The sequence below is a fragment of the Bradyrhizobium sp. T-1 genome, from assembly GCF_053592855.1.
On record NZ_CM132115.1, the window covers coordinates 2,872,947 to 2,898,423 of the forward strand.

Annotated in this window: 17 protein-coding genes; 12 read left to right on the plus strand and 5 right to left on the minus strand. The window is 63.1% G+C overall.

Features of this window, described 5'->3' with window-relative positions; genetic code table 11:
• The first annotated feature begins 40 nt into the window (after window positions 1-40).
• The 7 genes from ACWAT4_RS13760 to ACWAT4_RS13790 all read left to right on the plus strand — a co-directional run bounded on the left by ACWAT4_RS13760 (window position 41) and on the right by ACWAT4_RS13790 (window position 7,714).
• On the plus strand, window positions 41-1,240 hold the full coding sequence (locus ACWAT4_RS13760; protein WP_212444510.1) for a pyridoxal-phosphate-dependent aminotransferase family protein: 1,200 nt from the start codon (window positions 41-43) through the stop codon (window positions 1,238-1,240).
• Between the two features lie 32 nt (window positions 1,241-1,272).
• Entirely contained in the window at window positions 1,273-2,070 is a 798-nt protein-coding gene (locus tag ACWAT4_RS13765) for an enoyl-CoA hydratase/isomerase family protein (RefSeq protein ID WP_212444509.1), read from the plus strand.
• 132 nt (window positions 2,071-2,202) lie between these two features.
• Window positions 2,203-3,189: a Bug family tripartite tricarboxylate transporter substrate binding protein gene (locus ACWAT4_RS13770; protein ID WP_212444508.1), complete on the plus strand. Its 987-nt coding sequence runs from the start codon at window positions 2,203-2,205 to the stop codon at window positions 3,187-3,189.
• Between the two features lie 178 nt (window positions 3,190-3,367).
• Entirely contained in the window at window positions 3,368-3,910 is a 543-nt protein-coding gene (locus ACWAT4_RS13775; protein ID WP_212444507.1) for a tripartite tricarboxylate transporter TctB family protein, read from the plus strand.
• 11 nt (window positions 3,911-3,921) lie between these two features.
• Window positions 3,922-5,439: a tripartite tricarboxylate transporter permease gene (locus ACWAT4_RS13780; protein WP_212426280.1), complete on the plus strand. Its 1,518-nt coding sequence runs from the start codon at window positions 3,922-3,924 to the stop codon at window positions 5,437-5,439.
• Between the two features lie 165 nt (window positions 5,440-5,604).
• Window positions 5,605-6,474, plus strand: coding sequence for an outer membrane protein (locus tag ACWAT4_RS13785; protein ID WP_212444506.1), 870 nt, complete (start codon window positions 5,605-5,607; stop codon window positions 6,472-6,474).
• A 439-nt stretch (window positions 6,475-6,913) separates the two neighbouring features.
• Entirely contained in the window at window positions 6,914-7,714 is an 801-nt protein-coding gene (locus tag ACWAT4_RS13790) for a YdcF family protein (protein ID WP_212444505.1), read from the plus strand.
• Window positions 7,715-7,842: 128 nt separating this feature from the next.
• Here ACWAT4_RS13790 and cysN read toward each other — a convergent pair whose 3' ends face one another.
• The 3 genes from cysN to ACWAT4_RS13805 are packed head-to-tail and all read right to left on the minus strand — an operon-like array spanning window position 7,843 to window position 11,444.
• Entirely contained in the window at window positions 7,843-9,714 is a 1,872-nt protein-coding gene (gene cysN, locus ACWAT4_RS13795; protein WP_212426277.1) for a sulfate adenylyltransferase subunit CysN, read from the minus strand.
• Window positions 9,714-10,613 carry a sulfate adenylyltransferase subunit CysD gene (gene cysD / locus ACWAT4_RS13800; RefSeq protein WP_212301310.1) on the minus strand — a complete coding sequence of 300 codons (900 nt, stop codon included), beginning with the start codon at window positions 10,611-10,613 and terminating at the stop codon, window positions 9,714-9,716. Before cysD ends, cysN begins: the two co-directional genes overlap by 1 nt.
• Window positions 10,614-10,637: 24 nt before the next feature.
• On the minus strand, window positions 10,638-11,444 hold the full coding sequence (locus tag ACWAT4_RS13805; protein WP_212444504.1) for a 3'(2'),5'-bisphosphate nucleotidase CysQ family protein: 807 nt from the start codon (window positions 11,442-11,444) through the stop codon (window positions 10,638-10,640).
• A gap of 769 nt (window positions 11,445-12,213) precedes the next feature.
• On the opposite strand from ACWAT4_RS13805, the gene ACWAT4_RS13810 reads away from it, so the two are divergent.
• Window positions 12,214-16,134 (plus strand): beta strand repeat-containing protein, encoded by a 3,921-nt coding sequence (locus ACWAT4_RS13810; RefSeq protein ID WP_449730758.1) that lies wholly within the window; start codon window positions 12,214-12,216, stop codon window positions 16,132-16,134.
• 46 nt (window positions 16,135-16,180) lie between these two features.
• On the opposite strand, the gene ACWAT4_RS13815 is transcribed toward ACWAT4_RS13810, so the two are convergent.
• Window positions 16,181-17,374: a CaiB/BaiF CoA transferase family protein gene (locus ACWAT4_RS13815; RefSeq protein ID WP_212444502.1), complete on the minus strand. Its 1,194-nt coding sequence runs from the start codon at window positions 17,372-17,374 to the stop codon at window positions 16,181-16,183.
• Between the two features lie 369 nt (window positions 17,375-17,743).
• Between ACWAT4_RS13815 and ACWAT4_RS13820 the strand changes: the two genes are divergently transcribed.
• From ACWAT4_RS13820 to ACWAT4_RS13830, 3 genes are all read left to right on the plus strand, one after another.
• Complete coding sequence (locus tag ACWAT4_RS13820; protein ID WP_449730759.1) at window positions 17,744-18,661, plus strand: right-handed parallel beta-helix repeat-containing protein; 918 nt, start codon at window positions 17,744-17,746, stop codon at window positions 18,659-18,661.
• Between the two features lie 194 nt (window positions 18,662-18,855).
• A complete protein-coding gene (locus ACWAT4_RS13825) occupies window positions 18,856-19,353 on the plus strand; it encodes a tetratricopeptide repeat protein (protein ID WP_212301463.1) in 498 nt (165 codons plus the stop codon).
• A 237-nt stretch (window positions 19,354-19,590) separates the two neighbouring features.
• Window positions 19,591-21,972, plus strand: a complete 2,382-nt coding sequence (locus ACWAT4_RS13830; protein WP_449730760.1) for an NF038122 family metalloprotease — start codon at window positions 19,591-19,593, stop codon at window positions 21,970-21,972.
• A gap of 56 nt (window positions 21,973-22,028) precedes the next feature.
• Here ACWAT4_RS13830 and ACWAT4_RS13835 read toward each other — a convergent pair whose 3' ends face one another.
• On the minus strand, window positions 22,029-22,241 hold the full coding sequence (locus ACWAT4_RS13835; protein ID WP_349630890.1) for a hypothetical protein: 213 nt from the start codon (window positions 22,239-22,241) through the stop codon (window positions 22,029-22,031).
• Window positions 22,242-22,527: 286 nt separating this feature from the next.
• Between ACWAT4_RS13835 and ACWAT4_RS13840 the strand changes: the two genes are divergently transcribed.
• On the plus strand, window positions 22,528-25,470 hold the full coding sequence (locus ACWAT4_RS13840) for a M10 family metallopeptidase (protein WP_449730761.1): 2,943 nt from the start codon (window positions 22,528-22,530) through the stop codon (window positions 25,468-25,470).
• The last annotated feature ends 7 nt before the right edge of the window (window positions 25,471-25,477 follow it).

Consider the following 25,477-nt stretch of genomic DNA (forward strand, 5'->3'; position numbering starts at 1 on the left):
CGCTCGAGCAAGACAGCCTCAAAGACCGGGAAGGACGCCTATGACCGTGCATACTGGAAGGCATTTTCTCCAGATTCCAGGACCGACCAACGTGCCCGACCGCGTGCTGCGGGCGATGGACATGCCGACGCTGGACCATCGCGGTCCGGAGTTCGCCGAGCTCGGTTTCGCGGTTCTGGCCTCGATGCAGCGGGTGTTCCGCACCAAGCAGCCCGTCATCATCTTCCCGTCGTCGGGCACCGGCGCCTGGGAAGCGGCGATGGTCAACGTGTTCGCGCCCGGCGACAAGGTCCTGATGTGCGAGACCGGCCAGTTCGCCGTGCTGTGGCGCGGCATCGCCGACAAGTTCAAGCTCGACGTCGACTTCATCCCGGGCGACTGGCGCCATGGCGCCGACCTGGCCGAGATCGAGAAGCGCCTCGTTGCCGACAAGCAGCACGCGATCAAGGCGGTCTGCGTCGTCCACAACGAGACTTCGACCGGTTGCGTCACGCCGCCGCTCGAGGTGCGCAAGCTGCTCGACCGCGTCAAGCATCCGGCGCTGTTGATGGTCGACACTATCTCCGGCCTCGGCTCGATGGAGTACGAGCACGACGCCTGGGGCATCGACGTCTCGGTCGCGGGCTCGCAGAAGGGCTTGATGCTGCCGCCGGGTCTCGGCTTCAACGCCGTCTCGGAGAAGGCGCTCAATGTCGCCAAGGCCAATCCCGGCATGCGCTCCTATTGGGATTGGCAGGAAGTCATTTCCTTCAACAAGCTCGGCACCTTCCCCTATACGCCCGCGACCAATCTGCTCTACGGGCTGCGCGAAGCGGTGAAGATGCTCGAGGAAGAAGGTCTCGAGAACGTCTGGTCCCGCCACAAGCGCCACAGCGCGGCGACGCGCGCGGCGGCCAAGGTCTGGGGCCTGGAGACGCAGTGCGTGGATCCCGCCGCGCATTCGCCGGCGCTGACCGGCGTACGCGTGCCCGACGGTCACGACGCCGACGCCTTCCGCAAGGTGGTGCTGGAGAACTTCGACATGTCGCTCGGCACCGGCCTGAACAAGGTCAAGGGCAAGGTGTTTCGCATCGGCCATATCGGCCATTTCAACGACCTGATGCTGATGGGCACGCTCGCCGGCGTCGAGATGGGCCTGGATCTTGCAAAGATTCCGCACCGGAGCGGCGGCGTGCTGGCGGCCATGGACGTGCTGAAGGGGCGCGATGCGGTGCCGATGACGAAGGCTCAGGTGGCCTGAACGATCCAACTTGAAGAAGAAGTGAGCGCGCGATGAACTTACCTGCGACTGCTAACGAAGACCTGCTCTACTCCATCACGGACGGCATCGCGCGGATCACCTTCAACCGCCCACAGGCGCGCAACGCCATGACCTTCGCCATGTATGACCGCATGGCGGAGATCTGCCAGGAGATCAACGCCGATCGCTCGATCAAGGCGCTGATCCTCACCGGCGCCGGCGACAAGGCATTTGCCTCCGGCACCGATATTTCCCAGTTCCGTGCTTTCAAGACCGCGCAGGACGCGCTCGACTACGAGGCACGGATCGACCGCGTGCTCGGCACGCTCGAGCAGTGCCGCGTGCCCGTGATCGCGGCCATCGCGGGCGCCTGCACCGGCGGCGGCGCCGGCATTGCCGCCTGCTGCGATCTTCGCATCGGCACCGAGACGACGCGGATGGGCTTCCCGATCGCGCGCACGCTCGGCAACTGCCTGTCGATGTCGAACATCAGCCGCGTCGTTTCGCTGGTAGGGCCCGCCCGCACCAAGGACCTGATCTTCAGGGCACGCCTGGTCGAGGCGCAGGAAGCGCTGTCGCTCGGCCTGCTCACCGAGATCGTTCCTGATGTCGAGACGCTGCAGCGTCGCGCCGACGAGACCGCAAAGCTCGTCGCGAGCCATGCGCCGCTCACGCTGGAAGCAACCAAGGAAGCCGTGCGCCGCATCCGCCGCACGCTCTCGCGCGAAGAGGGCGAGGACCTGATCCTCAAGGCCTATATGAGCGAAGATTTCCGCGAGGGCATGGACGCCTTCCTCAACAAGCGCACGCCGGTCTGGAAGGGCAAGTAGCGCCCGCGTCGTCAGCCGAAAGTCATATGCGGCGGAAGGCCCGCCTGCTTGAACTCGCGATCTTTAGTCCGCACAATGCACCGATAAAATTCCCGGCATCACAAAGCCAATAATAACCAGGGGACGAAACTCGTGCGAATTCCATTGAAAGCCGTCGGAGCTGCGACGGCCTTGCTGTTGAGCGCGCCCGCCTTTGCCGGCTGGGAACCCACCAAGCCGGTCGAGATCGTAGTGGCGGCGGGCGCCGGCGGCGCCTCCGACCAGATGGCGCGGATGATGCAGGCCGCGATCCAGAAAAACAATCTGATGAAGCAACCGATGGTGGTTTCGCTCAAGGGCGGCGCGTCGGGTGCGGAAGCATTGATGTACATGAAGTCCAGCGAGGGCGATCCGAACAAGGTGCTGATCGCCTATTCGCTGATCTACATGCTGCCGCTGTCGGCGAAGATCCCGTTCAATTGGCGCGAGCTGACCCCGGTCTCGGTGATTGCGCTCGACCAGTTCGTGCTGTGGGACAACAGCGCCGGCCCCAAGACGGTGAAGGAATTCGTCGCGGCCGCAAAGGCCGCGAGCGCACCGTTCAAGATGGGCGGCACCGGCTCCAAGCGCGAGGACCACGTGCTGACCGTCTTCCTCGAGCAGAAGACCGGCGCGAAATTCTCCTACCTGCCTTACAAGTCCGGGGGCGAGGCCGCGACCCAGCTGGTCGGCAATCACACCGAATCCAACGTCAACAACCCCAGCGAAAACCTCGAGGTCTGGCGTGCCGGCCAGGTGCGTCCGCTCTGCGTGTTCGACAAGGAGCGCATCTCCTACACCACCAAGGTGACGGACACGCAGTCCTGGGCCGACATCCCGACCTGCAAGGAGGAAGGCGTCGACGTCCAGTATCTGATGCTGCGTGCGATGTTCCTGCCCGGCAAGGTCACGCCGGAGCAGCAGGCATTCTATGTCGAGCTCTTCCACAAGGTGACGCAGACCGCCGAGTACAAGGATTACATGGAGAAGCAGGCGTTGAAGCCGATCTTCCTGACCGGCAAGGACATGGTGCAATTCCTCGAAGAGGACGATGCCACCAACAAGTCGCTGATGACGGAAGCCGGTTTCGTTGCGAAGTGATCGTCTTTACCTCGCCCCGCTTGCGGGGAGAGGTCGCATCGCATCGTCAGATGCGATGCGGGTGAGGGGGACTCTTCGCGAGTCCGACTTTCACCGTCCCCGTTGAGACTCCCCCTCACCCTAACCCTCTCCCCGCAAGCGGGGAGAGGGGATCGGCCGCAGCGTTTGTTGTTAGAGCATGTCCCAAACCGATCTTGAAATCGTCGTCGACGATCCGACCGCGCCTGAAGACGACTCGCCTTCCGTCGTTTCCTCCGGCACGATCGAGATATTCGTTTGTCTTCTTTTGCTGGCGCTCGCCGCCACGCTTGGCTACGACAATTGGCGCACCGGCGCCTCCTGGGATTCGACCGGGCCCGAGCCTGGCTATTTTCCGTTCTATCTGTCGATCGTCCTTGGCGGTGCCAGCCTCTACGGCGTGATCGTCGCGCTGCTGGCGCGCCGCGGGGCCGCTGAGACTTTCATCACGCGCGCGCAGGCCCGCCGCGTGATGGCGGTGTTCGTGCCGACGCTGCTGTTCTGCCTGGTGACGCAGTTCCTCGGCCTCTATGTCGCGAGCTTCCTTTTGATTGCGGGCTTTATGCGCATGATCGGCAAGATCGCGCTGTGGAAATCGCTGCTCACCGCCTTCCTGTTCACGGCGATCATGTTCGTCACCTTCGACATCGCCTTCGACGTCATCATGCCAAAGGGGCCGCTCGAAGCGGCCTTCGGCTACTAGGCGGACCCGCGATGGAAGCTTTCGGTCTCCTGCTTCACGGCTTCGCCGTCCTGCTGACGTGGAAGACGCTCGTGCTGATGATGGTCGGGCTGGTGCTCGGCATCTTCGTCGGCGTGCTGCCGGGTCTCGGTGGCCCCAACGGCGTCGCGATCCTGCTGCCGCTCACCTTCACGATGGATCCGACCTCGGCGATCGTGATGCTGTCCTGCATCTATTGGGGCGCGCTGTTCGGCGGCGCGATCACCTCGATCCTGTTCAACATCCCGGGTGAAGCCTGGTCGGTCGCGACCACCTTCGATGGTTATCCGATGGCGCAGCAGGGCAGGGCAGCGGAGGCGCTGACCGCGGCGTTCACGTCGTCCTTCATCGGCTCGCTGGTCGCGGTGCTGTTGATCACCTTCCTTGCGCCGATGATCTCGTCCTTTGCGCTGAAGTTCGGGCCGCCCGAGTTCTTCGCGGTGTATCTGCTGACCTTCTGCTCCTTCGTCGGTCTCGGGCGCGAAGCCAAGCACAAGACGGTCATTTCGATGTCGCTCGGCCTTCTGCTCGCCGGCGTCGGCATGGACACGGTGTCGGGCCAGTTGCGCATGACCTTCGGCTCCGCCGAGCTGTTGCGCGGCATCAACTTCCTCGTCGCCGTCATCGGCCTGTTCGGCATCAGCGAGATCCTGCTGACGATGGAGGAGCGGCTGGCACTGCGCGGTCACGCCGCGAGCATCTCGCTGCGCGTGGTGCTCGGCGTCTGGAAGGATCTGCCGAAATACTGGGTGACGCTGCTGCGCTCCTCCTTCATCGGCTGCTGGCTCGGCATTACCCCGGGCGGCGCGATCGCGGCGTCCTTCATGGGCTACAATCTCGCCAAGCGCTTCGCCAAGGAGCCCGAGAGTTTTGGCAAGGGCCGCATCGAGGGTGTGTTCGCGCCGGAAACCGCAGCGCATGCCTCCGGCACCTCGGCGCTGCTGCCGATGCTGGCGCTCGGCATCCCCGGCTCCGGCACCGCGGCCATCCTGCTCGGCGGGTTGATGGTGTGGGGGCTCAATCCGGGCCCGCTGCTGTTCGTCGAGCACAAGGATTTCGTCTGGGGCCTGATCGCTTCGATGTATCTCGGCAATGTCGTCGGCCTCGTGCTGGTGCTGACGACGGTGCCGATCTTCGCTTCGATCCTGCGCGTGCCGTTCGCGGCGGTGGCGCCGATGATCGTGGTGTCCTGCGCGATCGGCGCCTATGCGATCCAGAACGCGATGTTCGACATCTGGCTGATGCTCGGCTTCGGTGTCGTCGGCTACGTCTTCAAGAAGATCGGCATTCCGCTGGCACCGTTCACCCTTGCGCTCGTGCTCGGCAACCGCGCCGAGGACGCCTTCCGCCTGTCGATGATCGGCTCCGGCGGCGACCTCAAGGTGTTCTGGTCGAATGGTCTGGTCGGCTCGATAACGACGCTGGCGATCGTGCTGCTGTTCTGGCCTGTGATCGACGGGCTGCTCGCCCGCGTCGGATGGACGCAGCGGACCAGGACGACATCGCCTTAGCGGGGCGAGATAATTTCTTTTAGAATCAATTGCATGTCGGGGTGGTGGTGTTCTGGTGCGGGCGCCACTTCAAATCGATTGTTTCTGAATGTTGCCAAGCCGGCACAGTCCTTGGGCAGTCCGCGGCGTATATTTTGGTCACGAGATTGTGCGGAGGGGATTTTCATGAAGCGGATTGTGATTGGAATCGCAGCGGCGATGTCGCTGTTCGCAACGGGCGCAATGGCTGCCGATTTGGCGGCGCGGCCCTACGTCAAGGCACCGGTCATGGTCGAGCCGGTCTGGAGCTGGACGGGCTTCTATATCGGCGCCAACGGCGGCTACAGCTGGGGCCGTTCGCGCAGCGACGTCACCTACAACAATACGGCCAGTGGCGCTGCGATCGCGGCGCCCGCCGGCTCCATCACCAGCGCCTCGTTCAACATGAACGGTGGCGTCGCAGGTGGCCAGGCCGGCTACAACTGGCAGAGCGCCAACTGGGTGTTCGGCATCGAGGGCGACCTGAACTGGTCGGGTGAGAAGGGCAGCGCGGGCTTCAGTTGCGCTGCTTCCGGACTTGCGGGCGGTGCCTGTCTTCCCGGCCTGACCTTCCTGCCCGCGGGCGCCGCTGCCGGCACCACGCTGGCGATCGACCAGAAGCTTGAATGGTTCGGCACCGTCCGCGGTCGCGTCGGCGTCCTGGCGGCGCCCCAGGTGCTGTTGTACGGCACCGGCGGTCTGGCCTTCGGCTCGATCAAGACCACCGGCACCATGTCCGGCTTTACGCCCGCCGGTGTCGCGATCGCCTCGGTCGGCTCGAATTCGGAAACGCGCGCCGGCTGGACCGTCGGCGTGGGTGTGGAAGGCAAGATCACCCAGAACTGGAGCGCCAAGCTCGAATATCTCTACATGGATCTCGGCCGCTTCTCGTCCGGTCCGTTCACGCTGGCGCCGGGCTCGACGATCGCCGCCAACGTTTCGTCGCGCTTCACCGACAACATCCTGCGCGCCGGCATCAACTATCAGTTCGGCGGCCCGGTGGTCGCGAAGTACTGATCGACAGAGGCGTCAACAACAAGCAAAGCCCGGCGCAAGCGCCGGGCTTTGTCGTTTATCGGACGACCGCATCCACGATCGATGCCGACTTGCGGTCGGTTGCAAAACATCGCGCGGTATGTAACGAGGCCTGCAACGCGTACCAACGATGGTTTGCAGGTCAATGGGTCAGTCCGCTAGTCGACACGCAATCGTCATAGGTGGCGGAGCAAGCGGTGTCCTCCTCGCACATCAACTTCAGCTCGGACCCGTCGCGGACTGTACGGGCGTGGTGAAGGATCCACGCGCGAGCATCGCCATTCCCGACATTCGCAATCAATGCGCCGAACTGGCGGCGCGCCTGGCTCGCGCCTGAGCGAGCCGCCGGCGGCCTGGGGCGAAGCCTGCTTCCTCCATCAATCGATGATATGACGATCACGTTTGCGACCGGAGGAAAACCGTGTTCTTCGTTCTATCCAAGACGCTCGGCGTCATGGCGCTGCCGCAGAATTTCCTGATCGGCCTCACCGTGCTGGGCTCGCTCCTGCTCCTGACGCGATTCTTCAGGCTCGGCCGCGCGCTGGTGCTGCTGTCTGCATTGATGCTCGCGCTGTGCGGGTTCGGACCGGTCGGAAACCTGCTGCTCTATCCGCTGGAGACGCGCTTCCCGGCCTGGACCCCGTCCCAGGGCGCGCCGGACGGTATCATCGTTCTTGGCGCGTCGATCGATGTCGACCTGTCCGCGGCTCATGATACGCCGGTCACAACGACCGCGTCCGACCGCATCATCATGACCGCTGCGCTGGCCCGGAAATATCCTGGCGCGCGCGTGGTCTTCACGGGGGGCAACCCCAATCTGATTTCCGGCGAGGCGAAGGAGGCCGACTTCGCGGCCGCGCTGTTCGAAAGCCTTGGGATCGACAAGAGCCGGCTGATGCTGGAAAGCCGCGCCCGCAACACCTATGAGAACGCTCTGTTCGCCAAAGCCATGGTCGATCCGAAGCCCGGCGAGCGCTGGCTGCTCGTGACGTCGGCCTTTCACATGCCGCGGTCGATCGGTCTGTTTCGCAAAGTAGGATTTGCGGTCGAGCCTTGTCCGGTCGATTGGCGCGTCGGCACGGGACGCGACGCCTTCTCGTTCACGGATATTGCAGAGGACGGCCTGTCGCGGACCAATCTCGGGGTCCGCGAGTGGCTCGGTCTGATCACCTATCGGGCCGCCGGCCGCATTGACGAGTTGCTGCCGGGGCCGCGGGGCTGAGACCCCAGAGCCTTGCCCGTTCCGGTGATATCGGAACGGGGCTCTAGTTCTGGTTTTGACGCGTTTTCTTGACGCGAAGCGGTATCCACTTCGCTCGAAAACGCTCTAGCCCAAGGCGGCTCGGCATCTCAAAGGCGCCTGAGGAGTTCGACGATCTGATCGGCAAGCTCGTCCGGGCGATGACCGACCGTCTCCAGCCGGATTTCCGGGCGCTCGGGCGCTTCATAGGGCGCATCGATGCCGGTGAAGTTCTTGATCTTGCCTTCCTTCGCCTTGCTATAGAGCCCCTTCGGGTCGCGCCGCATGCACTCCTCGATGGGCGTGTTGACGAACACCTCGACGAAATCTCCCTCGGCGACGAGGCCGCGCACCATGTCACGCTCGGCCTTGTAGGGGGAAATGAACGAGCAGATCACGATCAGGCCGCCGTCGACCATGAGCTTGGCGACCTCGCCGACGCGCCTGATGTTCTCGACCCGATCGGCCTCGGTGAAGCCGAGGTCCCGGTTGAGCCCATGGCGGAGATTATCGCCGTCGAGCAGCATGGTGTGATTGCCGAGCGCGTACAGCTTCTGATCGAGAATGTTGGCGATGGTCGATTTGCCCGCGCCGGACAGGCCGGTGAACCAGATGATCCGCGGCTTCTGGTTCTTGATCGCGGCGCGTTCGGCCTTGCCGATCGAGAGCGGCTGCCAGGCGATGTTGCTGGCGCGCCGCAACGGAAATGCGATCATGCCGGCACCGACGGTCCGGTTGGTGTAGCGGTCGATGACGATGAAGGCGCCGGTCCGGCGGTTGGCCTCGTAGGAATCGAAGGCGACCGGCAGCGCCACGGCGAAATTGCAGAACGCGATCTCGTTCAGGCCGAGCGTCGTCGCGGCCAGGTGCTCGCGGGTGTTGACGTCGATGCGGTATTTGATCGCGGTGACGCTCGCCGACGTGATCGTCTGGGTACCGATCCTGACGATGTAGTTGCGCGCCGGCACGAGCGGGTCCTGATCCATCCAGATCAGGTGGGCGGCGAACTGGTCGGCCACTTCAGGACGTTCGGTCGGTTTCGCCAGGATATCGCCGCGGACGATGTCGATCTCGTCCTCGAGCGTGATCGTCACGGCATCGCCGGCCTCGGCCTTCGGCAATTCGCCGTCGTAGGTCACGATCTCCTTGACGCGGCTCTTGTGGCCGGACGCCGACACCACGATCGCGTCGCCGGGCGAGATGCTGCCTGACGCCACCGTTCCGGTGAAGCCGCGGAAATCGAGATTGGGGCGGTTGACCCACTGCACGGGAAAGCGGAACGGCAGCCCGGTCGTCTCGCTCGCGACGTCGATGCTTTCGAGATAATCGAGCAGGCAGGGGCCGTGATACCAGTCGGTATTGCCCGAGCGCTCGATGATGTTGTCGCCATAACGCGCCGACATCGGAATCGGGACGATCGAGGAGAAGCCGAGCCCGGTGGCAAAGGCGACATAATCGCCGGCGATGCGATCGAAGACGTCCTTCTTGTAATCGACCAGGTCGATCTTGTTGATGGCGACGACGACGTGCTTGATGCCGAGCAGCGAGCAGATGAAGGAATGGCGCTTGGTCTGCACCAGGACGCCCTTGCGGGCGTCGATCAGGATGATGGCGAGCTGCGCGGTCGAGGCACCGGTGGCCATGTTGCGCGTGTACTGCTCGTGGCCCGGCGTGTCCGCGACCATGAAGGAGCGCCGCGGCGTCGTGAAGAAGCGATAGGCGACATCGATGGTGATGCCTTGCTGGCGCTCGGCCTCGAGGCCGTCGACCAGCAGCGCGAAATCGATGTCGTCGCCGGTGGTGCCGTGCTTGGCGCTGTCGCGCGCGAGCGCGGCCAGCTGATCCTCGAAGATCAGCTTGCTGTCGTGCAGCAGTCGCCCGATCAGGGTCGACTTGCCGTCGTCGACCGAGCCGCAGGTGATGAAGCGCAGCTGGTCCTTGGTCCCGGTCGAATGCGGTTCGCGGAGAACGGAGGTGTCCATCAGAAATAGCCCTCGCGCTTCTTCTTTTCCATCGAGGCGGCCTCGTCGGAATCGATCAGGCGGCCCTGCCGCTCGGAGACCGTTGCCGTCTGCATCTCGGCGACGATGTCCTTGATCGTCGTCGCCGACGAGTCGATCGCGCCGCTGAGCGGGTAGCATCCGAGCGTGCGGAAGCGGATCATCCGCATCTCCGCGGTCTCGCCCGGCTCCAGCGGGAGGCGGTCGTCATCCACCATGATGAGCGTGCCGCCGCGCCGCACGACGGGACGCATCTTGGCAAAATAGAGCGGCACGACCGGGATGTTCTCGAGCATGATGTATTCCCAGATGTCGAGCTCGGTCCAGTTCGACATCGCGAACACGCGCATCGTCTCGCCCTGGCGGATGCGGGTGTTGAACAGGTTCCACAGCTCCGGGCGCTGGTTGCGCGGATCCCAGACATGGCCGGCGGAGCGGAACGAGAAGATGCGCTCCTTGGCCCGGCTCTTCTCCTCGTCGCGCCTGGCGCCGCCGAACGCCGCATCGAACTGATAGAGATCCAGCGCCTGCTTCAATGCGTCGGTCTTCATGACCTGGGTGTGCAGCGAGGAGCCGGAGGCGATCGGGCCGATGCCGCGCTCGACGCCTTCCTTGTTCACATGGACGATCAGATCGGCGCCGATGCGCTTGGCCGTCTCGTCGCGAAAACTGATCATCTCCCGGAATTTCCACGTGGTGTCGACGTGGAGCAGCGGGAAGGGGAGCTTGGCCGGATGGAACGCCTTCATCGCCACGTGGAGCATCACGCTCGAGTCCTTGCCGATCGAATAGAGCATGACCGGCTTTTTGAACTCGGCGACCACGTCGCGCATGATCTCGATCGATTCAGCCTCGAGGCGGCGGAGATGTCGTGGCAGCATATTGCGTCTTTTGATCCAGTTGCGCTATTCGCCGACGCTTCCGCCCCATGCAACGAAGTGACCGTTGCGATAGGCCGGCTTGCCGTAGCGAACGTCCTCTCCGTCCAGGCCGACAACGCGTCCGCCGGCCGCCAGGAGCACCGCGTGGCCCGCGGCCGTATCCCACTCCATGGTCGGAGCCAGACGTGGATAGACGTCTGCCGCACCTTCTGCAACCACGCAGAATTTGAGCGAGGATCCGGACGGCTTCAGTTCCCGGATCCGGTGCCGGCCGAGCCAGGCTTTCGTGGCATCGTCGAGGTGCGACCGGCTCGTGACGGCCCGCAGGCCTTCGGGAGAGGGGACCTGCACCTCGATCGTCTGCATGTCGCTGAACGAGGGACCGCATGAGCCCGGCTCGACATGCAGCTTGTAGGCGTTCGATCCGCCGAGATAGAGCTGGGACAGGGCCGGCGCATAGACCGCGCCTGCGACCGGTGATCCGTCCTCGATCAGGGCGATATTGACCGTGAATTCGGCTGCGCCCCGGATGTATTCCTTGGTGCCGTCGAGGGGATCGACGAGGATGAAACGCGGATGCCCAGTCGTCACCGTGCCATCGCAGGTCTCCTCCGTGATGACCGGCAGGCCCGCAAGATTGCGTGCAAGGCACGCTCGAATGACCTCGTCGGCCTGAAGATCGGCGGCAGTGACCGGCGAGCCATCGCTCTTGTGCTGCGGATCGCTCGCCGTCGCGCGGACCCTCATGATGGTTTCGCCGGCACGAACGGCGATCAGGCCAAACAGCCGCGCAATGCGATCCGCCTCGCCCAGCGCTCCCTTGCCGCTCATTGGACCGGTTCGCCGGCGCGGGACGCGGACATGGCCGTCGTCACCGGACAAAGGCGCAAACAGGTGCTGCCCGCCAGATAGTCCCCTTCATGAGCCCTCGTGCAATCCATAGTTCGGAAATATAGCAGATCGCCCGTTGGCGGCAAGTTTGCCATAGGGCAGAACCACTTGCGGGGCATGCAGGCGGCCTCCTGAATATCGCGCCAAAGAGGCGGCCCGCATCTTCAGAATCCCCTGGAGACAAGATCGCGACGGCGCTCTTGCGGCGGATTGCGCGACATTGTCGCTGAGGTCCGCGCCGGTTGATATCCGGAAAAGATCAATGTGCAGGGGACGAGTGGTTCCGTCGCCGGAACGACGTCGGTTTGTCGCGAACAACGGGAAGATTTGCCAATTCGTTCAAATTGTTTTCAAGCGTGCTGCTGGTTTTCTCGCGGCGTTGCGCGCCTAGGTTGACGTAACCGCAGCGTTGCGAATATGATCTCTGTGGTTGCGAATGACGATCATTGTCCCTCCAGAGTCTTTTGTAGATCTTCTGACGTTTCTTTCGACCGGCCCGTCACGCGACCGCCCGTCATCACCCTCGATGCTCCACCAGTCATCAAACTGAGAAACGACGACGATAGTTCTGACAGCGCACCATTCCGCGTTCTCTGTACTTCGTGCGATTTCGTGTCTGCCGTGCTCGCGAACCGGCCAAGCAAATTTGAACGCGCCCCCGAAATCATAGGCGGCGCTTGTGTTGCACCCACTCAGGGAGGTGTTTTCCATGACCAATCACGCGCCCGTCTTCACCAGCGGTCCGGACAGCGACAGCTTCGGCGAATTCAGCAACACGACGGATTCCACGACGCTGCATCAATTCTCGGACACGATGACTTTCAAGGACAGCGATCACAGCGATACCCATACGACGTCCGTCGCATTGCATTCCGCGGTGCTGTCCAGCGGCTCCGTGATCCCGGCCTCATCGCTCGCGCATTTCCAGACGGCAATGACGTCGCAGATCACCAAGGACACCAACGGGACCGGGACGGTAAAATGGTCATTCAGCGAAGCCGATGACGATTTCGACTTCCTGTCCAAGAACCAGGTGATCGTCCTCACCTATGACGTGATGGTCAGCGACAATCATGGCGGCACGGCGACGCAGACGGTCACCATCACGGTGACCGGCACCGACGACAAGCCGGTGATCGCGACGTCGGTAGCGGCGACCGTCACCGAGCAGGCGGACCAGACCCTGTCATTGTCACCTGACACGACACCGATTGCCGTGAATTTCACCGACGTCGATCTGACCAACACCAACTTCACCGCAAGCGTGGTCGCAGCGTCCGCCTCGGGGACGACCACCGGCATCTTGCCGGGTGGGTTGGGCACCGCGGAACTGATGTCCTTCTTCAGCATCAACAACATCGTCAAGGCGTCGGGCTCGAGCAGCGGAACAATCAACACCACGTTTTCCGCGCCGGATCTTGCCTTCGACTATCTCGCGGCCGGCGAGCAGCTGAAGATCAACTACGTCCTTCAACTTGACGATCATGCCGGAGGGATCACCACGCAGAATGTCGTGGTGACGGTGATCGGGACGAACGACAAGCCGGTCTTCCTCTGCGGTCCCGAGGCCGCGCATCTCATCGAGGACCAGAACGTCTCGCCAGACGGCAAGCTCACGGCGCATGGCGACCTGCCCTTTACCGACGTCGACTTGTCCGACAGCCATTCCGTCGCTACGTCGGTCTCGGCCTCGCTGTCGGGTGGCGGTTCGATCTCGATCCCGAACTCGGTGCTGCTCAGCGCGTTCTCCACGTCGTTGACGGATTCGACCGGCCATGTGCTTGGCGACGTCGGCTGGGATTTTGCTCTTCCCAACAGTCTGGCAAGCGCCATCCCCGGCGGCGAGACCCTGACGCTGACTTATCAGGTGGTCGTCACCGACCCTGCCGGTGCGACGGCGATGCAGAACGTCACCATCACCATTCTCGGCACCAACCATCCGGTGGTGATCAGCAGCGGCGCGGAATCCGCCACCTTGTCCGAACTCGCCGATACGACGGGCTCCGCGGCGCCGGACACGACGAGCCCGGTGCCGACGGGGACGTTGAACTTCACGGACGCGGACACCGGTGACGCCCATACCGTGGCAGTGTCGTTGGCGTCCGAAACATGGTCTGGCGGCTCGACGCTTCCGACCGATACGGAGACGGCCCTTCAAACCGCGCTTGCCACGGCCTTGCATGACTCCACCGGCACGGGCAGCGGCGGCGTCGACTGGACTTTCAGCATCCCCGATAGCCAGCTCGATTTCCTTGCTGCGGGCGAGACCCTGACCGTCGATTACCAGGTCCACGTCAGCGACGCCTCGACCACCGCAACGCAGACCGTCGAAGTCGTCATCACCGGCGCCAACGATGCCGTCGTCATGACCGGCGCTCCGCAGAGCGGCACGGTTGCCGAGCAGGCTGACACGATCGGGTCGTCGTCGCTGGACAGCACGAGCCCGACGCCGACCGGCACGCTCGCATTCGATGACGTTGATTTGACCGACCACCATTCGGTGAGCGTCGATGTCGGCTCCGCCGTCTGGTCGGGCGGCGACTTCGTGCCGTCGCAGACGCTGAATGATCTGCAGTCGGCGCTGGCCACGGTCCTGCACGACTCCACCGGCTCGGGACACGGCGGCATTGACTGGACCTTCAGCATTCCGGACAAGGATCTCGATTTCCTCAGCGCGGGCGACACGCTGACCGTGACCTACAACGTCACCGTTTCGGACGGAGTGACCACCTCGACGCAATTGGTGACGATCACGGCCACCGGTGCGGCCGACAACCAGCCCATCATCAATGCGGACGTCGCCAGCGTTGCCGACACGACCGCGACCGATGCAGGCAACATTGTCGCCGTCGGCAACATGATCACGGATGCCGGCGATAACGCCGGCGACATCGCCAATTCGCTGAGCGTGACCGATGTCAACGGTCATGAGGTCTCCGGCGCTTTGGACGTCGCAGGCGCTTACGGCACGCTCACGGTCTTCAACGACGGCACCTATCTCTACACCGCCAATCCGGCGCTCGACGGCCTGCTCGACGGCCAGCATGCCACCGACCTGTTCAACTTCACGGTCACCGACAGCTTCGGTCACAATACGGCGACCACCCTGACGTTCAACATCACGGGATCGGACGAGGCGCCGCAGATCACGTCGGCGGTCGCCTTCGCCTCGATCACCGAAGACGCCGGGCCGAGCCTTGCCGTCAATGGTGGCTTCGAGACCGGCGATTTCACCGGCTGGATCGCTGGGGGCGGTGCGAACGTCGAGTTCGATGCACTGGGCGGCGACTTCGCCAATTACACGGCGGATCTCGCGGGTAGCGGATCGCTGGAGCAGGACATTGCGACCGTTGCCGGACAGCACTACGCCCTGAGCTTCTATCTCGCCGGCGATGCCGGCGGCGGCAGCCAGTCGTTTGTCGCATCCTTTGGCGGCGCGACGCTGGTGTCGGCGGTGGACTCGGAGATTGCATTCGGCTTCACCAAATACACCTTCGACGTTGTCGGCGACGGCCTGACCGATCAGTTCCTGATCAACTACACTGCCGGCATCTCGGGCATGCATTTCGACCAGTTCTCGCTGGCCCCTACGCCGGGACCGGCCGTCGAGACCTCCGACGGATCCGTCTCGTTCGCGGACTCCGATCCGGGCGATACCCATACGGCGAGCTTCGCGCCGCACGATAGCAACTATTTCGGAACGTTCTCGCTCGACCCGGTCACGGAGTCGGGCGGCTCGGGCTCTGTGGCCTGGCATTTCAGTGTCGATAATGCCGATATCCAGTTCCTGGCGCAGGGGCAGTCGATCACGCAGATCTATACCGTGGCGGTCACCGACAACGCCGGTGCCACCACCTACCAGGACATAAGCGTCACCCTCAACGGGAGCAACGATGCACCCACCGCCGTGAGCGACAATGTCGTCACCGATGTCGGTCCCAACGGCACCGTCGACATTCCCACCTGGGCGTTGGCGGCCAACGACACCGATCCTGATACGATCGACCATCTATCGGTCAGCAGTATCACCTCGAGCAGTGGCGGCTCGGCGTCGCTGTCGGGTCCAAACGTGTCCTTCACGGACGATGCCGCGTTGGGCGGCTCGTTCAACTACGCCGCGTCCGACGGACTGGCGGCGAGCGCCAATACGGCCACCGCGACCGTGAGCAACAACGCAGCAAGCGCCACCACCCTCAACGGTACTGGCGGAGACGACATCCTGATCGCCACCAATGGTACCGAGGCGCTCAACGGCGGAGGCGGCAACGACATCCTGTTCGGCAATTCGGGAAGCCACGTCATGAGCGGCGGCGCGGGCAACGACACGTTCGCGTTCATGCACACGACCGACGGCACCGCGACCATTACCGACTTCAACAACACCAGCCAGCACGATCATATCGCCGTCTCGGCGAGCGGTTTCGGCGGCGGGTTGACGGCCGGCATGGATGCGACGCCGATGTTCCAGACTGCGGCGAGCGATCAGTTCAACGGGCTCTCCGGGTTCCTGTTCGATACGGCCAACCAGACGCTCTACTTCAGCGCCGACGGAACCCAGGGGGCAGCGCTGGCGCTGGCACAGGTTCAGGCCGGCGTGACGATCATCCCGCACGACATACTGGTCGTGTGACGAAGGCCGTGTTCGGAAGAGGCGCGGCGCCAGCGGGGGCCGCGCTTCACACCACCTTGCCTTGCCGCAGTTCGGCAATTTCGCTCGCGCTGAAGCCGAACTCGGCGAGCACCTCTTCGGTCTGCTCGCCGAATTCCGGCGGTCGGGCTGCCATCCTGCTCGGGGTGCGGGACAATTTGACCGGCTGTGCGAGAAGCCGGATCGGCCGGTTCTCCGCATTCGGCACATCCTGCGCGATGCCGAGATGCTTGACCTGGGCATCCTCGAACATCTGGTCGATCGCATAGATCGGCCCGCACGGCACGCCGGCGTCGTTGAGTTCCTTGACCCAGGTCTCGGTCGATTTCGTCACGGTCCGTTTGCTGATCTCCGCGTTCAAGGCGTCGCGGTTCTTCGAGCGGGCCGGCGCGGTGGCATAATCCGGATTGGTGACCATCTCGGGCGCGCCGATCGCCTGCGCGCAACGTTCCCAGATCCGCCCACCAGTGGTTGCAATGTTGATGTAGCCGTCGGAGGTCTTGAACACGCCGGTCGGGATGCTGGTCGGATGATTGTTGCCGGCCTGGCCGGCGACTTCCTTTTCCATCAGCCAACGCGCCGCCTGGAAGTCCAGCATGAAGATCTGTGCTTGCAGCAGCGACGTCTGCACCCATTGCCCCTCGCCGGACACGTCGCGCTCCAGCAGCGCGGTAAGGATGCCGATCGCGCAAAACAGCCCGGCCGTGAGGTCGGCGACCGGAATGCCGACCCGCATCGGACCGCCGCCGGGGGCGCCCGTGACCGACATCAGGCCGCCCATGCCCTGCGCGATCTGATCGAAACCCGGCCGCTTGTGATAGGGGCCATCCTGGCCGAACCCCGAAATGCTGCCGTAGACCAGGGCCGGATTGATCCCGCGCAGGCTCTCATAGTCGATGCCGAGCTTGGTCTTGACGTCTGGCCGGAAGTTTTCGACGACGACATCGGCTTTCGCGACCAGCCGCTTGAATACAGCGAGACCTTTGGGATCCTTGAGGTTCAGCGTCATGGCGCGTTTGTTGCGGTGCAGGTTCTGGAAATCGGCCCCCTGACGGGGGCCGCCGGGTTGCTCGCCGCCGCCGTCCTCCAGAAGTGCGTCGATCTTGATGACATTGGCGCCCCAATCGGCCAATTGCCGTACGCAGGTTGGTCCCGAACGGACCCGGGTCAGGTCGAGCACGGTGAAACGGGAGAGGGCTTGCGAGGCGCGCGGGAAGGCCATTCACGAGACTCCAGGGAGAAGTGCATAGATCCGCCGCCAAATCACGCGGGTCCGGCCGGCGAGGCAGCTATAACAGCCCTGGGGACAGCGGTCGATGCGGGCGGCCTGACGTCATTGCCCTGTAACGATTGCTGAGTTACCATCTTTTCCCGATCGAGGTTCGCAGGCCATTTTTCGAGTTCAAGCTCATTTTGCGCCAGCGGCCCTTGGTTCCCGCCGTCAGAAGCGATCGCAAAAATTGCAAACTCAAATTGAACCTGATCCTCCAAACGGAGGACAGATGCACGTGAGGCGGACGCCAACACGGCTTCGATCTCATAGTGGGTCTCTAATTCAGTGGCGTGATTCCGGCCCATAGCGCGTCACAGCATGGACTACGGACTGCAGCGAATTGGGGGATGGCTGCCGGCGACGTTTCGCGCATGCGATATGCACAAGCCGGGGCTGCCTTCACTAGCAATTCTACCTGGAAATGATTGTTCGGCAGTTTTGCTGGGCCGGAAATCGGCCAGCTCAGAGGAGGCAGAGATGAGGCGGTTTGGTTTACTCATATTGACGATCGGCTTTTTGGTCCCATTCCTGGCGTCCGCGCCAGCAAATGCCCAGGCGACCCGCACGTGGGTTTCCGGCGTTGGCGATGATGCCAATCCTTGCAGCCGCACAGCACCGTGCAAGACCTTCGCCGGCGCGATCTCCAAGACGGCGACATTCGGCGAAATCAACGTTCTCGATCCCGGTGGCTTCGGCGCCGTGACCATCACCAAGTCGATCACCATCAGCTCGACATTTGAAGCCGGCGTATTGGTTTCCGGCACCAACGGTATCGTTGTCAGTCTTCCCGCAGCGACCGACAGGGTTCTGCTTCAGGGCCTCGATATCGAAGGTCTTGGCACGGGCCTCGACGGTGTGAAGATCATCGGCTCCGGAACGACCACGATCGTGAATTGTCAGATCCGGCACTTCACCGGAAACGGTGTGAACCTGGTCGGCACGGCCGGCGCACGCGCCGTCATCCGGGACTCGATCATCACCAACAACGCCGGCGGTTTCAATATTGCAGGATCCGGTGGCGTCCAGAACACTGGATTGTCGTTCACCGCCTTGTATGACAACAATCCGAGCTTCGCGATCCAGGTTACCGCGCCGAGCAATTTGCTGCTCTCGGGCAACAAGATGTTCGGTGCCGCAACCGCAGTGAATGCGATTGGTGGCGCCTCGGTGACGTCCTTCGTCGACAACGCGACGAACGGCGCTTTCACGCCGACGATATCGACACCTCTGAAGTAGCATTCGATTTGTGCCAGAGCGGCGGGCTTCTTGATGGAAGCCCGCCGCTCTTCTTTTTGGCCCTGCGAAGATGCTGGAAATCGGCCAGGTGGGAAGCTAACCTGACAGGGTACAGCGGGAGTGGGGCAGGGATGGGCACAGGCTACAACGATCGTCCAAGCGCCAACCGTCGGCCAAGGGGCGCCGGCGGGGGAATGGTTGGTGGCGCAAGGCTGGTCCTGCTGGTTGCCGCGGCGATGTGGTCCAGCGGCTCGGCGGCCCAGGCGCAATCCCTCCGACAGGGGGTGTCCGCTTTCAATCGTCAGGACTACGTTGCAGCCTCGCGGGCATTCATTCCCTTTGCCGAGCGCGGCAGCGCGCCTGCCCAGACCTATCTCGGCTATATGTTCGAGACCGGCCGTGGCGTTCCGCAGAATTATACCGAGGCGGCGATGTGGTACCGCCGTGCCGCGGAGCAGGGCGATAGCCTCGCGCAATATTCCCTCGGACTTCTCTACGACAGGGGCCAAGGGGTGCCGCGGGATATCGTCGAAGCCAGCAAATGGCTCAACCTGTCCACTGCGGCGGCGCCCCGCCAGGCCCGCGATGCGCGTGTGCGAATTCGCGACGCCGTGACGTCCAAGATGACGCGCGGTGAGATTGCCGAGGCGAGGTTGCGGGCCCTGGAGTGGGCGCCAAGTCGCGAGCGCTGAGGCCGCCGTTTCCCCTGGATCCAACGCGAGGTCCGCGGCGTCTCATGCCCCGGCGCCTTTCTGGGCGGGCGGGCAACAGCGGCAAATCCTGGTGAGAAATTGGCATCCGGCGTGAATTCTTTTGTAACCGAATAGCAATTCGTCCGGCTCAAACTGTGCCGATTCTGCTATTGGCTGTGATTGCCGGCGAATCGGACTGTGGGTTGCATTGGCGGCAGGCTCAGGTGAAGACGACAGATGGCGACCGATCCAAACGACTATGACCCCTCCGACGACCCGACCTTTACCGTCGTCGGGAACGCCATTCATGCCAGCTTCTTTGCGGTCGATGGGTCGACAGCGAGCCCTGTTTTCAGCGCGTCCGGCAACGTGGTCACGGTCTCGGCTGGCGGGCTCACGCTCAACCTGAACTTCGACACTGCAGCGATGGCGGCTTCCGCGAGCCTGAGGGCGGGGATCGCGCAGGCCGCGGGGATTCTGGCTTCGCTGATCACCGACAAGATAACCGTCAACCTCAACGTCGATATCAGCGGCTCCGGCGGAGGCGCCGCTGCCGGCCCCGACAGCGGCCTGTATGAAAGCTATTCCCTGATCCGGAGCGATCTGGTCAACAACGCGAGTGCCGGTGACGCGACCTTCAATGCGTTGCCGTCAGGATCTTCGATTCAGGGACAAACGAACGTTGCGGTCTGGAACGCGCAACTGAAGCTCTGGGGATTGCTCAATCCCAACGATGCGACGACAGATGACGGCGGCGCGACTTTTGCAGCGGACATCAATCCAAACCTCATCGTTGGCGTGGCGCTTCACGAACTGACCCATGCGATGGGACGTATCCCCTATGGTACGGCCCCGGACGTTTTCGACCTTTTCCGATTCACCGGGGTTGGGACGCGCCTCTTCCAGGGCGGCGCTACCGCGCCGGCCGCGTATTTTTCGCTGGACGGGGGCAACACCAAGATCGCGGACTACGGCCAGACGTCCGACGCCAGCGATTTCCTCAATAGCGGTGTGCAGGGCCGCAACGATCCCTTCAATGAGTTCTATTCTGGCAGCACCAGCCAAGTCCTGACCGCAGTCGACTTGCAGCAACTTGATGCGCTGGGATTTCACCTTCACACCAATCATCCGCCCGTGGTCACGGTGCCGCAGACGGTGATCTCGGCACATGCTGGTCAGACGTTTGCGGCCTCGAGCCTGTTCAGCGCCAGCGACGCCGACGGCGATACGCTGACTTACGTCCTCTACGACGACAGTCCGTCCGCGAGCAGCGGCCATTTCGTCGTCAATGGCACGATCGTGCCGGCGCAGACGGAATATGCGGTGACGGCAGCGCAACTCGCCCAAACGACCTTCGTCGCAGGCAGCGGCGGAACGTCCGACGATCTCTACGTGAAGGCGTTCGACGGACAGTCCTATTCGGGCGGCGGCACCTACAGCTATTTCCATATCAACACGGCCGCCGACCATGCGCCCGTCGTGACGATATCGCAGACGATGATCTCGGCGACCGCCGGCCAGACGTTTACGGCATCGAGCCTGTTCAGCGCGACTGACGCCGACGGGGATGCGCTGACCTATTACCTCTACGACGACAGCGCATCGGCGAGCAGCGGGCACTTTGTGGTCAACGGGACAATTGTTCCGGCCCAGACCGCTTATGCGGTGACGGCGGCGCAACTCGCGCAGACGACATTCGTGGCGGGAACCGGCGGAACGTCCGACGATCTCTACGTCAAGGCTTATGACGGCCAACTCTATTCCAACAACGGCTACTTCAGCTATTTCCATGTCAACACGGCAGCGAGCAGCGACCATGCGCCTGCCGTCACGATTCCGCAGACGGTGATCTCGGCAACGCCCGGGCAATCTCTCGCCGCCACGAGCCTGTTCAGCGCGAGCGATGCCGACGGCGACACGCTGACCTATTACCTCTACGACGACAACGCAGCGGCGAGCAGCGGGCACTTCGTCGTTAGCGGGACAGTTGTTCCGGCACAGACCGCCTACGCGGTGACGGCTGCGCAGCTCGCCCAGACAACATTCGTCGCTGGAAGCGGTGGAACGTCCGACGATCTCTACGTCAAGGCCTATGATGGCCAACTCTATTCGAACAACGGCTACTTCAGCTATTTCCACGTCAATTCGACCGCGGCCACCGGCATCAATCACGCGCCGGTCGTGACGGTGCCGCAGACGGTGATCTCAGCAACGTCAGGCCAGACGTTCACGGCGTCGAGCCTGTTCAGCGCCAGCGACGCCGACGGCGATACGCTGACCTATTATCTCTATGACGACAGCCCGTCGGCGAGCAGCGGGCACTTTGCCGTCAATGGAACAGTTGTGCCGGCGCAGACCGAGTATGTCGTGACTGCGGCGCAGCTCGCGCAAACGACCTTTGTCGCGGGAAGCGGCGGGAGCTCCGACGACCTCTACGTGAAGGCCTATGATGGCCAAGCCTATTCAGGCAACGGCTACTACAGCTATTTCCACGTCAACACCACCGGGAGCGGGACGGCCCCGCTTGCTTCGCAACACACGGTGTTCGCGAGCGGCGATCACGACGTAAGCAACGATTTGGCCATCAGCATCGGACAAGGCTTTCACTTGCTGGTTTAGATCGAGACCTGAAGGGGGACGGGCTGGAGTGGGCGCCAAGCCGGGCGCACCGGCCTCTACCGCTTCATCGCACCGAGGTCCTCGCGAGCCTTCTGTGCCTGTGCGCTGTCAGGGTGGCGGGCGATGAACAGCTCGAGCGCCTCTGATGTTCCCTTCTGGCGCGCCAGCTCATACTCCTCGGCGACCGCTGCCGATGGGGCGCGGGCCGGTGGAACCGAAGGCGCGCGCAACGCCTTGCCGCTGTCGTCCGCGTTGGCTTTTCCGACCATGACAGGCGTTCCTCCGGAGGGCAGCTGATCTGGCCCCGCAAGCACAACGAAAGCGCTGAGCAGACCGGCCGAGAGCAAGTGTGGTTTCATGAGTTCCCTTGTCAATTGCGATGGCAGCTGAATCGGCATCGTCGCTCTTGCCGTACCTCCACGGGATCTGATGTTTAACAAGGTCTTAAGGAAGAGATCAGGCCGCATCGCCAAACTTAAACCAAACGAATGGGGCTCAAGCTAGAATCATTCCGCGCCTCCGAACGATCGGGGGCTTGCTGTTTTGGAGATTCTCTTGGCGACCTCTGTCAACGTTAGTGCAACCAACAACGCGGACATTGACGGCCTGCTGGCGGGAACCAAATGGTCCGGCACGATCAGCTACAGTTTCCCCACCTCGTCCAGCACCTATGCCAATCCTTACTCCGGCGGCAGCAGTGAACCGACGAAGTCGGGCTTTTCGGCTGCGCCGACCCAGATGCAGGCGGCGATCAACTACGCCATCGCGCTGATCCAGAGCTACACCAACGCCAGCATCACCTATAACGGCACGGGCACGGCCGACATCATGGTCGCGGAGTCGCCGGCGGCCAATCCGACCTCTTACGCCTATTACCCCGGCAACTACGCGGCCGGCGGCGACGTTTGGTTTGGCACGCAGTACGATTACACCCAGGCACAGCTCGGCAATTACTATTTCACGACCGCGCTGCACGAGCTCGGGCATGCCATGGGTCTCAAGCACAGCCAGGAGGCCGGCGGCGTCGCCAATGTCGCGGTGCCGACCGCACATGACGACAGCGAATACACCGTCATGAGCTATCGCAGCTATGTCGGTGGGCCGCTGACCGGTTACACCAACGAGGCCTACGGATATCCGCAGACCTATATGGCCAACGATATCCTCGCGCTGCAGACGCTGTACGGCGCGAACTACAACACGCAGGGCGGCAACACCGTCTACACCTGGAGCCCGACGACGGGGCAGGAGTTCGTCAACGGCGTCGGACAGCTCGCGCCGGGTGGCGGTACCGGCGGCTCGGCCAACCGCATCTACGACACGGTGTGGGACGGTGGCGGCGTCGATACCTACGACCTGTCGAATTACACGACCAGCCTGACCATCAATCTCAATCCCGGTGCGTCGTCGGTGTTCTCGACCGTGCAGCTGGCCAATCTCGGCAACGGCCATTACGCGTCGGGCAATGTCTACAACGCCTATCTCTACAATGGCGACGTGCGCTCCTACATCGACAATGCCATTGGCGGCACCGGTAACGACACGATTATCGGAAATGCCATCGCCAACGTGCTGAAAGGCGGTGGCGGGAACGACACGCTCTCCGGCGGCGGCGGCAATGACACCCTGGTCGGTGGTACCGGGGTCGACATCATGACCGGCGGCGACGGGGCCGACACTTTCGTCTTTGCGGCCGGCGATAGCTCGCCGGCGGTCGGTCAGCATGATCAGATCACCGACTTTACGCACGGCGTCGATCATATCGACCTGTCGTCCATGGACGCCATCCCCAGCACGGCGGCAAGCGACTCCTTTCACTTCATTGGCGTCTCAGCCTTTGACGGCAGGGCCGGCGAGCTCAACTTCTATTATGACGGCGCGCGGGGCGTCACGGTCCTCCAGGGCGACACCAACGGCGACGGCGTCGCGGATTTTGCGATCGACCTCGTCGGCAAGCTGACGATCACGGCAGCCGACCTCGTTGGGATCACGTCAAATCACGCGCCCGTCTTGACGGTGTCGCAGACCGTTGTTGCGGCGAGCGCCGGGCAGACGTTTGCGGCGTCGAGCCTGTTCAGCGCCAGCGATGCCGACAACGACGCGCTGACCTACTACCTCTACGACGACAGCCCGTCGGCGAGCAGCGGCCACTTCGTCGTCAATGGCACGATCGTGCCGGCGCAGACGGAATATGTGGTGACGGCGGCACAGCTCGCCCAGACGACCTTCGTTGCAGGCAGCGGCGGAACGTCCGACGATCTCTACGTCAAGGCGTTTGACGGACAGTCTTATTCCGGTGGCGGCACCTACAGCTATTTCCACGTCAACACGCCCGCCGACCATGCGCCGGTTCTGACGGTGACGCAGACGGTGCTTTCGGCGTCCCCCGGCCAGGCGTTCACGGCGTCGAGCCTGTTCAGTGCGACCGACGCCGACGGCGATACGCTGACCTACTACCTCTATGACGACAGCCCGTCGGCGAGCAGTGGGCATTTCGTCGTCAATGGCGCAATCGTTCCGGCCCAGACGGCGTATGCGGTAACGGCAGCGCAGCTGGCGCAAACGACCTTTATTGCAGGGAGCAACGGATCGTCCGACGATCTCTACGTGAAGGCCTTTGATGGTCAGGCCTATTCAGGCAATGGCGCCTACAGCTATTTCCATGTCAACACGACCAGTGCAAACGTCACCGACCATGCGCCGGTTCTGACCGTACCGCAGATGGTGATCTCGGCAACGCCGGGGCAATCTCTCGCCGCGTCGAGCCTGTTCAGCGCCAGCGACGCCGACGGCGATGCGCTGACCTATTATCTCTACGACGACAGCCCGTCTGCGAGCAGCGGGCACTTTGTCGTCAATGGGACGGTCGTGCCGGCACAGATGGAATATGTGGTGACGGCGGCGCAGCTCGCGCAAACGACCTTTGTTGCGGGGAGCAACGGAACGTCGGACGATCTCTACGTCAAGGCCTATGATGGCCAGTCCTATTCAGGCAATGGCACCTACAGCTATTTCCACGTCAACGCGGTCGCTCCCGGCGGCAACCACGCGCCGGTCGTGACGGTGCCGCAGACAGTGATCTCGGCGACGGCAGGCCAGACGTTTACGGCATCGAGCCTGTTCAGCGCCAGCGATGCCGACGGCGATGCGCTGACCTATTATCTCTACGACGACAGCCCGTCGGCGAGCAGCGGGCACTTTGCCGTCAACGGAACGATCGTGCCGGCACAGACCGCGTATGCGGTGACGGCGGCGCAGCTCGCGCAAACGACCTATGTTGCGGGAAGTGGCGGGACGTCCGACGACCTCTACGTCAAGGCCTATGATGGCCAGGCCTATTCAGGCAACGGCACCTATAGCTACTTCCACGTCAACACCACGGGGAGCGGAGGCGCGGCTCCGCTTGCCTCGCAGCAAACGGTGGCCGCGAGCCTCGATCACGACACAAGCAACGATTTGGCTGCCAGCATCGGACAAGGCTTTCATTTGCTGGTGTAGGTCGCAC

Bases quoted from the DNA above. Each gene is read 5' to 3' on its own strand.
- ACWAT4_RS13760 (WP_212444510.1), top strand. From the start codon at position 41: ATGACCGTGCATACTGGAAGGCATTTTCTCCAGATTCCAGGACCGACC.
- ACWAT4_RS13765 (WP_212444509.1), top strand. From the start codon at position 1,273: ATGAACTTACCTGCGACTGCTAACGAAGACCTGCTCTACTCCATCACG.
- ACWAT4_RS13775 (WP_212444507.1), top strand. From the start codon at position 3,368: ATGTCCCAAACCGATCTTGAAATCGTCGTCGACGATCCGACCGCGCCT.
- ACWAT4_RS13780 (WP_212426280.1), top strand. From the start codon at position 3,922: ATGGAAGCTTTCGGTCTCCTGCTTCACGGCTTCGCCGTCCTGCTGACG.
- ACWAT4_RS13785 (WP_212444506.1), top strand. From the start codon at position 5,605: ATGAAGCGGATTGTGATTGGAATCGCAGCGGCGATGTCGCTGTTCGCA.
- cysN (WP_212426277.1), bottom strand. From the start codon at position 9,714: ATGGACACCTCCGTTCTCCGCGAACCGCATTCGACCGGGACCAAGGAC.
- cysD (WP_212301310.1), bottom strand. From the start codon at position 10,613: ATGCTGCCACGACATCTCCGCCGCCTCGAGGCTGAATCGATCGAGATC.
- ACWAT4_RS13805 (WP_212444504.1), bottom strand. From the start codon at position 11,444: ATGAGCGGCAAGGGAGCGCTGGGCGAGGCGGATCGCATTGCGCGGCTG.
- ACWAT4_RS13810 (WP_449730758.1), top strand. From the start codon at position 12,214: ATGACCAATCACGCGCCCGTCTTCACCAGCGGTCCGGACAGCGACAGC.
- ACWAT4_RS13815 (WP_212444502.1), bottom strand. From the start codon at position 17,374: ATGGCCTTCCCGCGCGCCTCGCAAGCCCTCTCCCGTTTCACCGTGCTC.
- ACWAT4_RS13820 (WP_449730759.1), top strand. From the start codon at position 17,744: ATGGACTACGGACTGCAGCGAATTGGGGGATGGCTGCCGGCGACGTTT.
- ACWAT4_RS13825 (WP_212301463.1), top strand. From the start codon at position 18,856: ATGGTTGGTGGCGCAAGGCTGGTCCTGCTGGTTGCCGCGGCGATGTGG.
- ACWAT4_RS13830 (WP_449730760.1), top strand. From the start codon at position 19,591: ATGGCGACCGATCCAAACGACTATGACCCCTCCGACGACCCGACCTTT.
- ACWAT4_RS13835 (WP_349630890.1), bottom strand. From the start codon at position 22,241: ATGGTCGGAAAAGCCAACGCGGACGACAGCGGCAAGGCGTTGCGCGCG.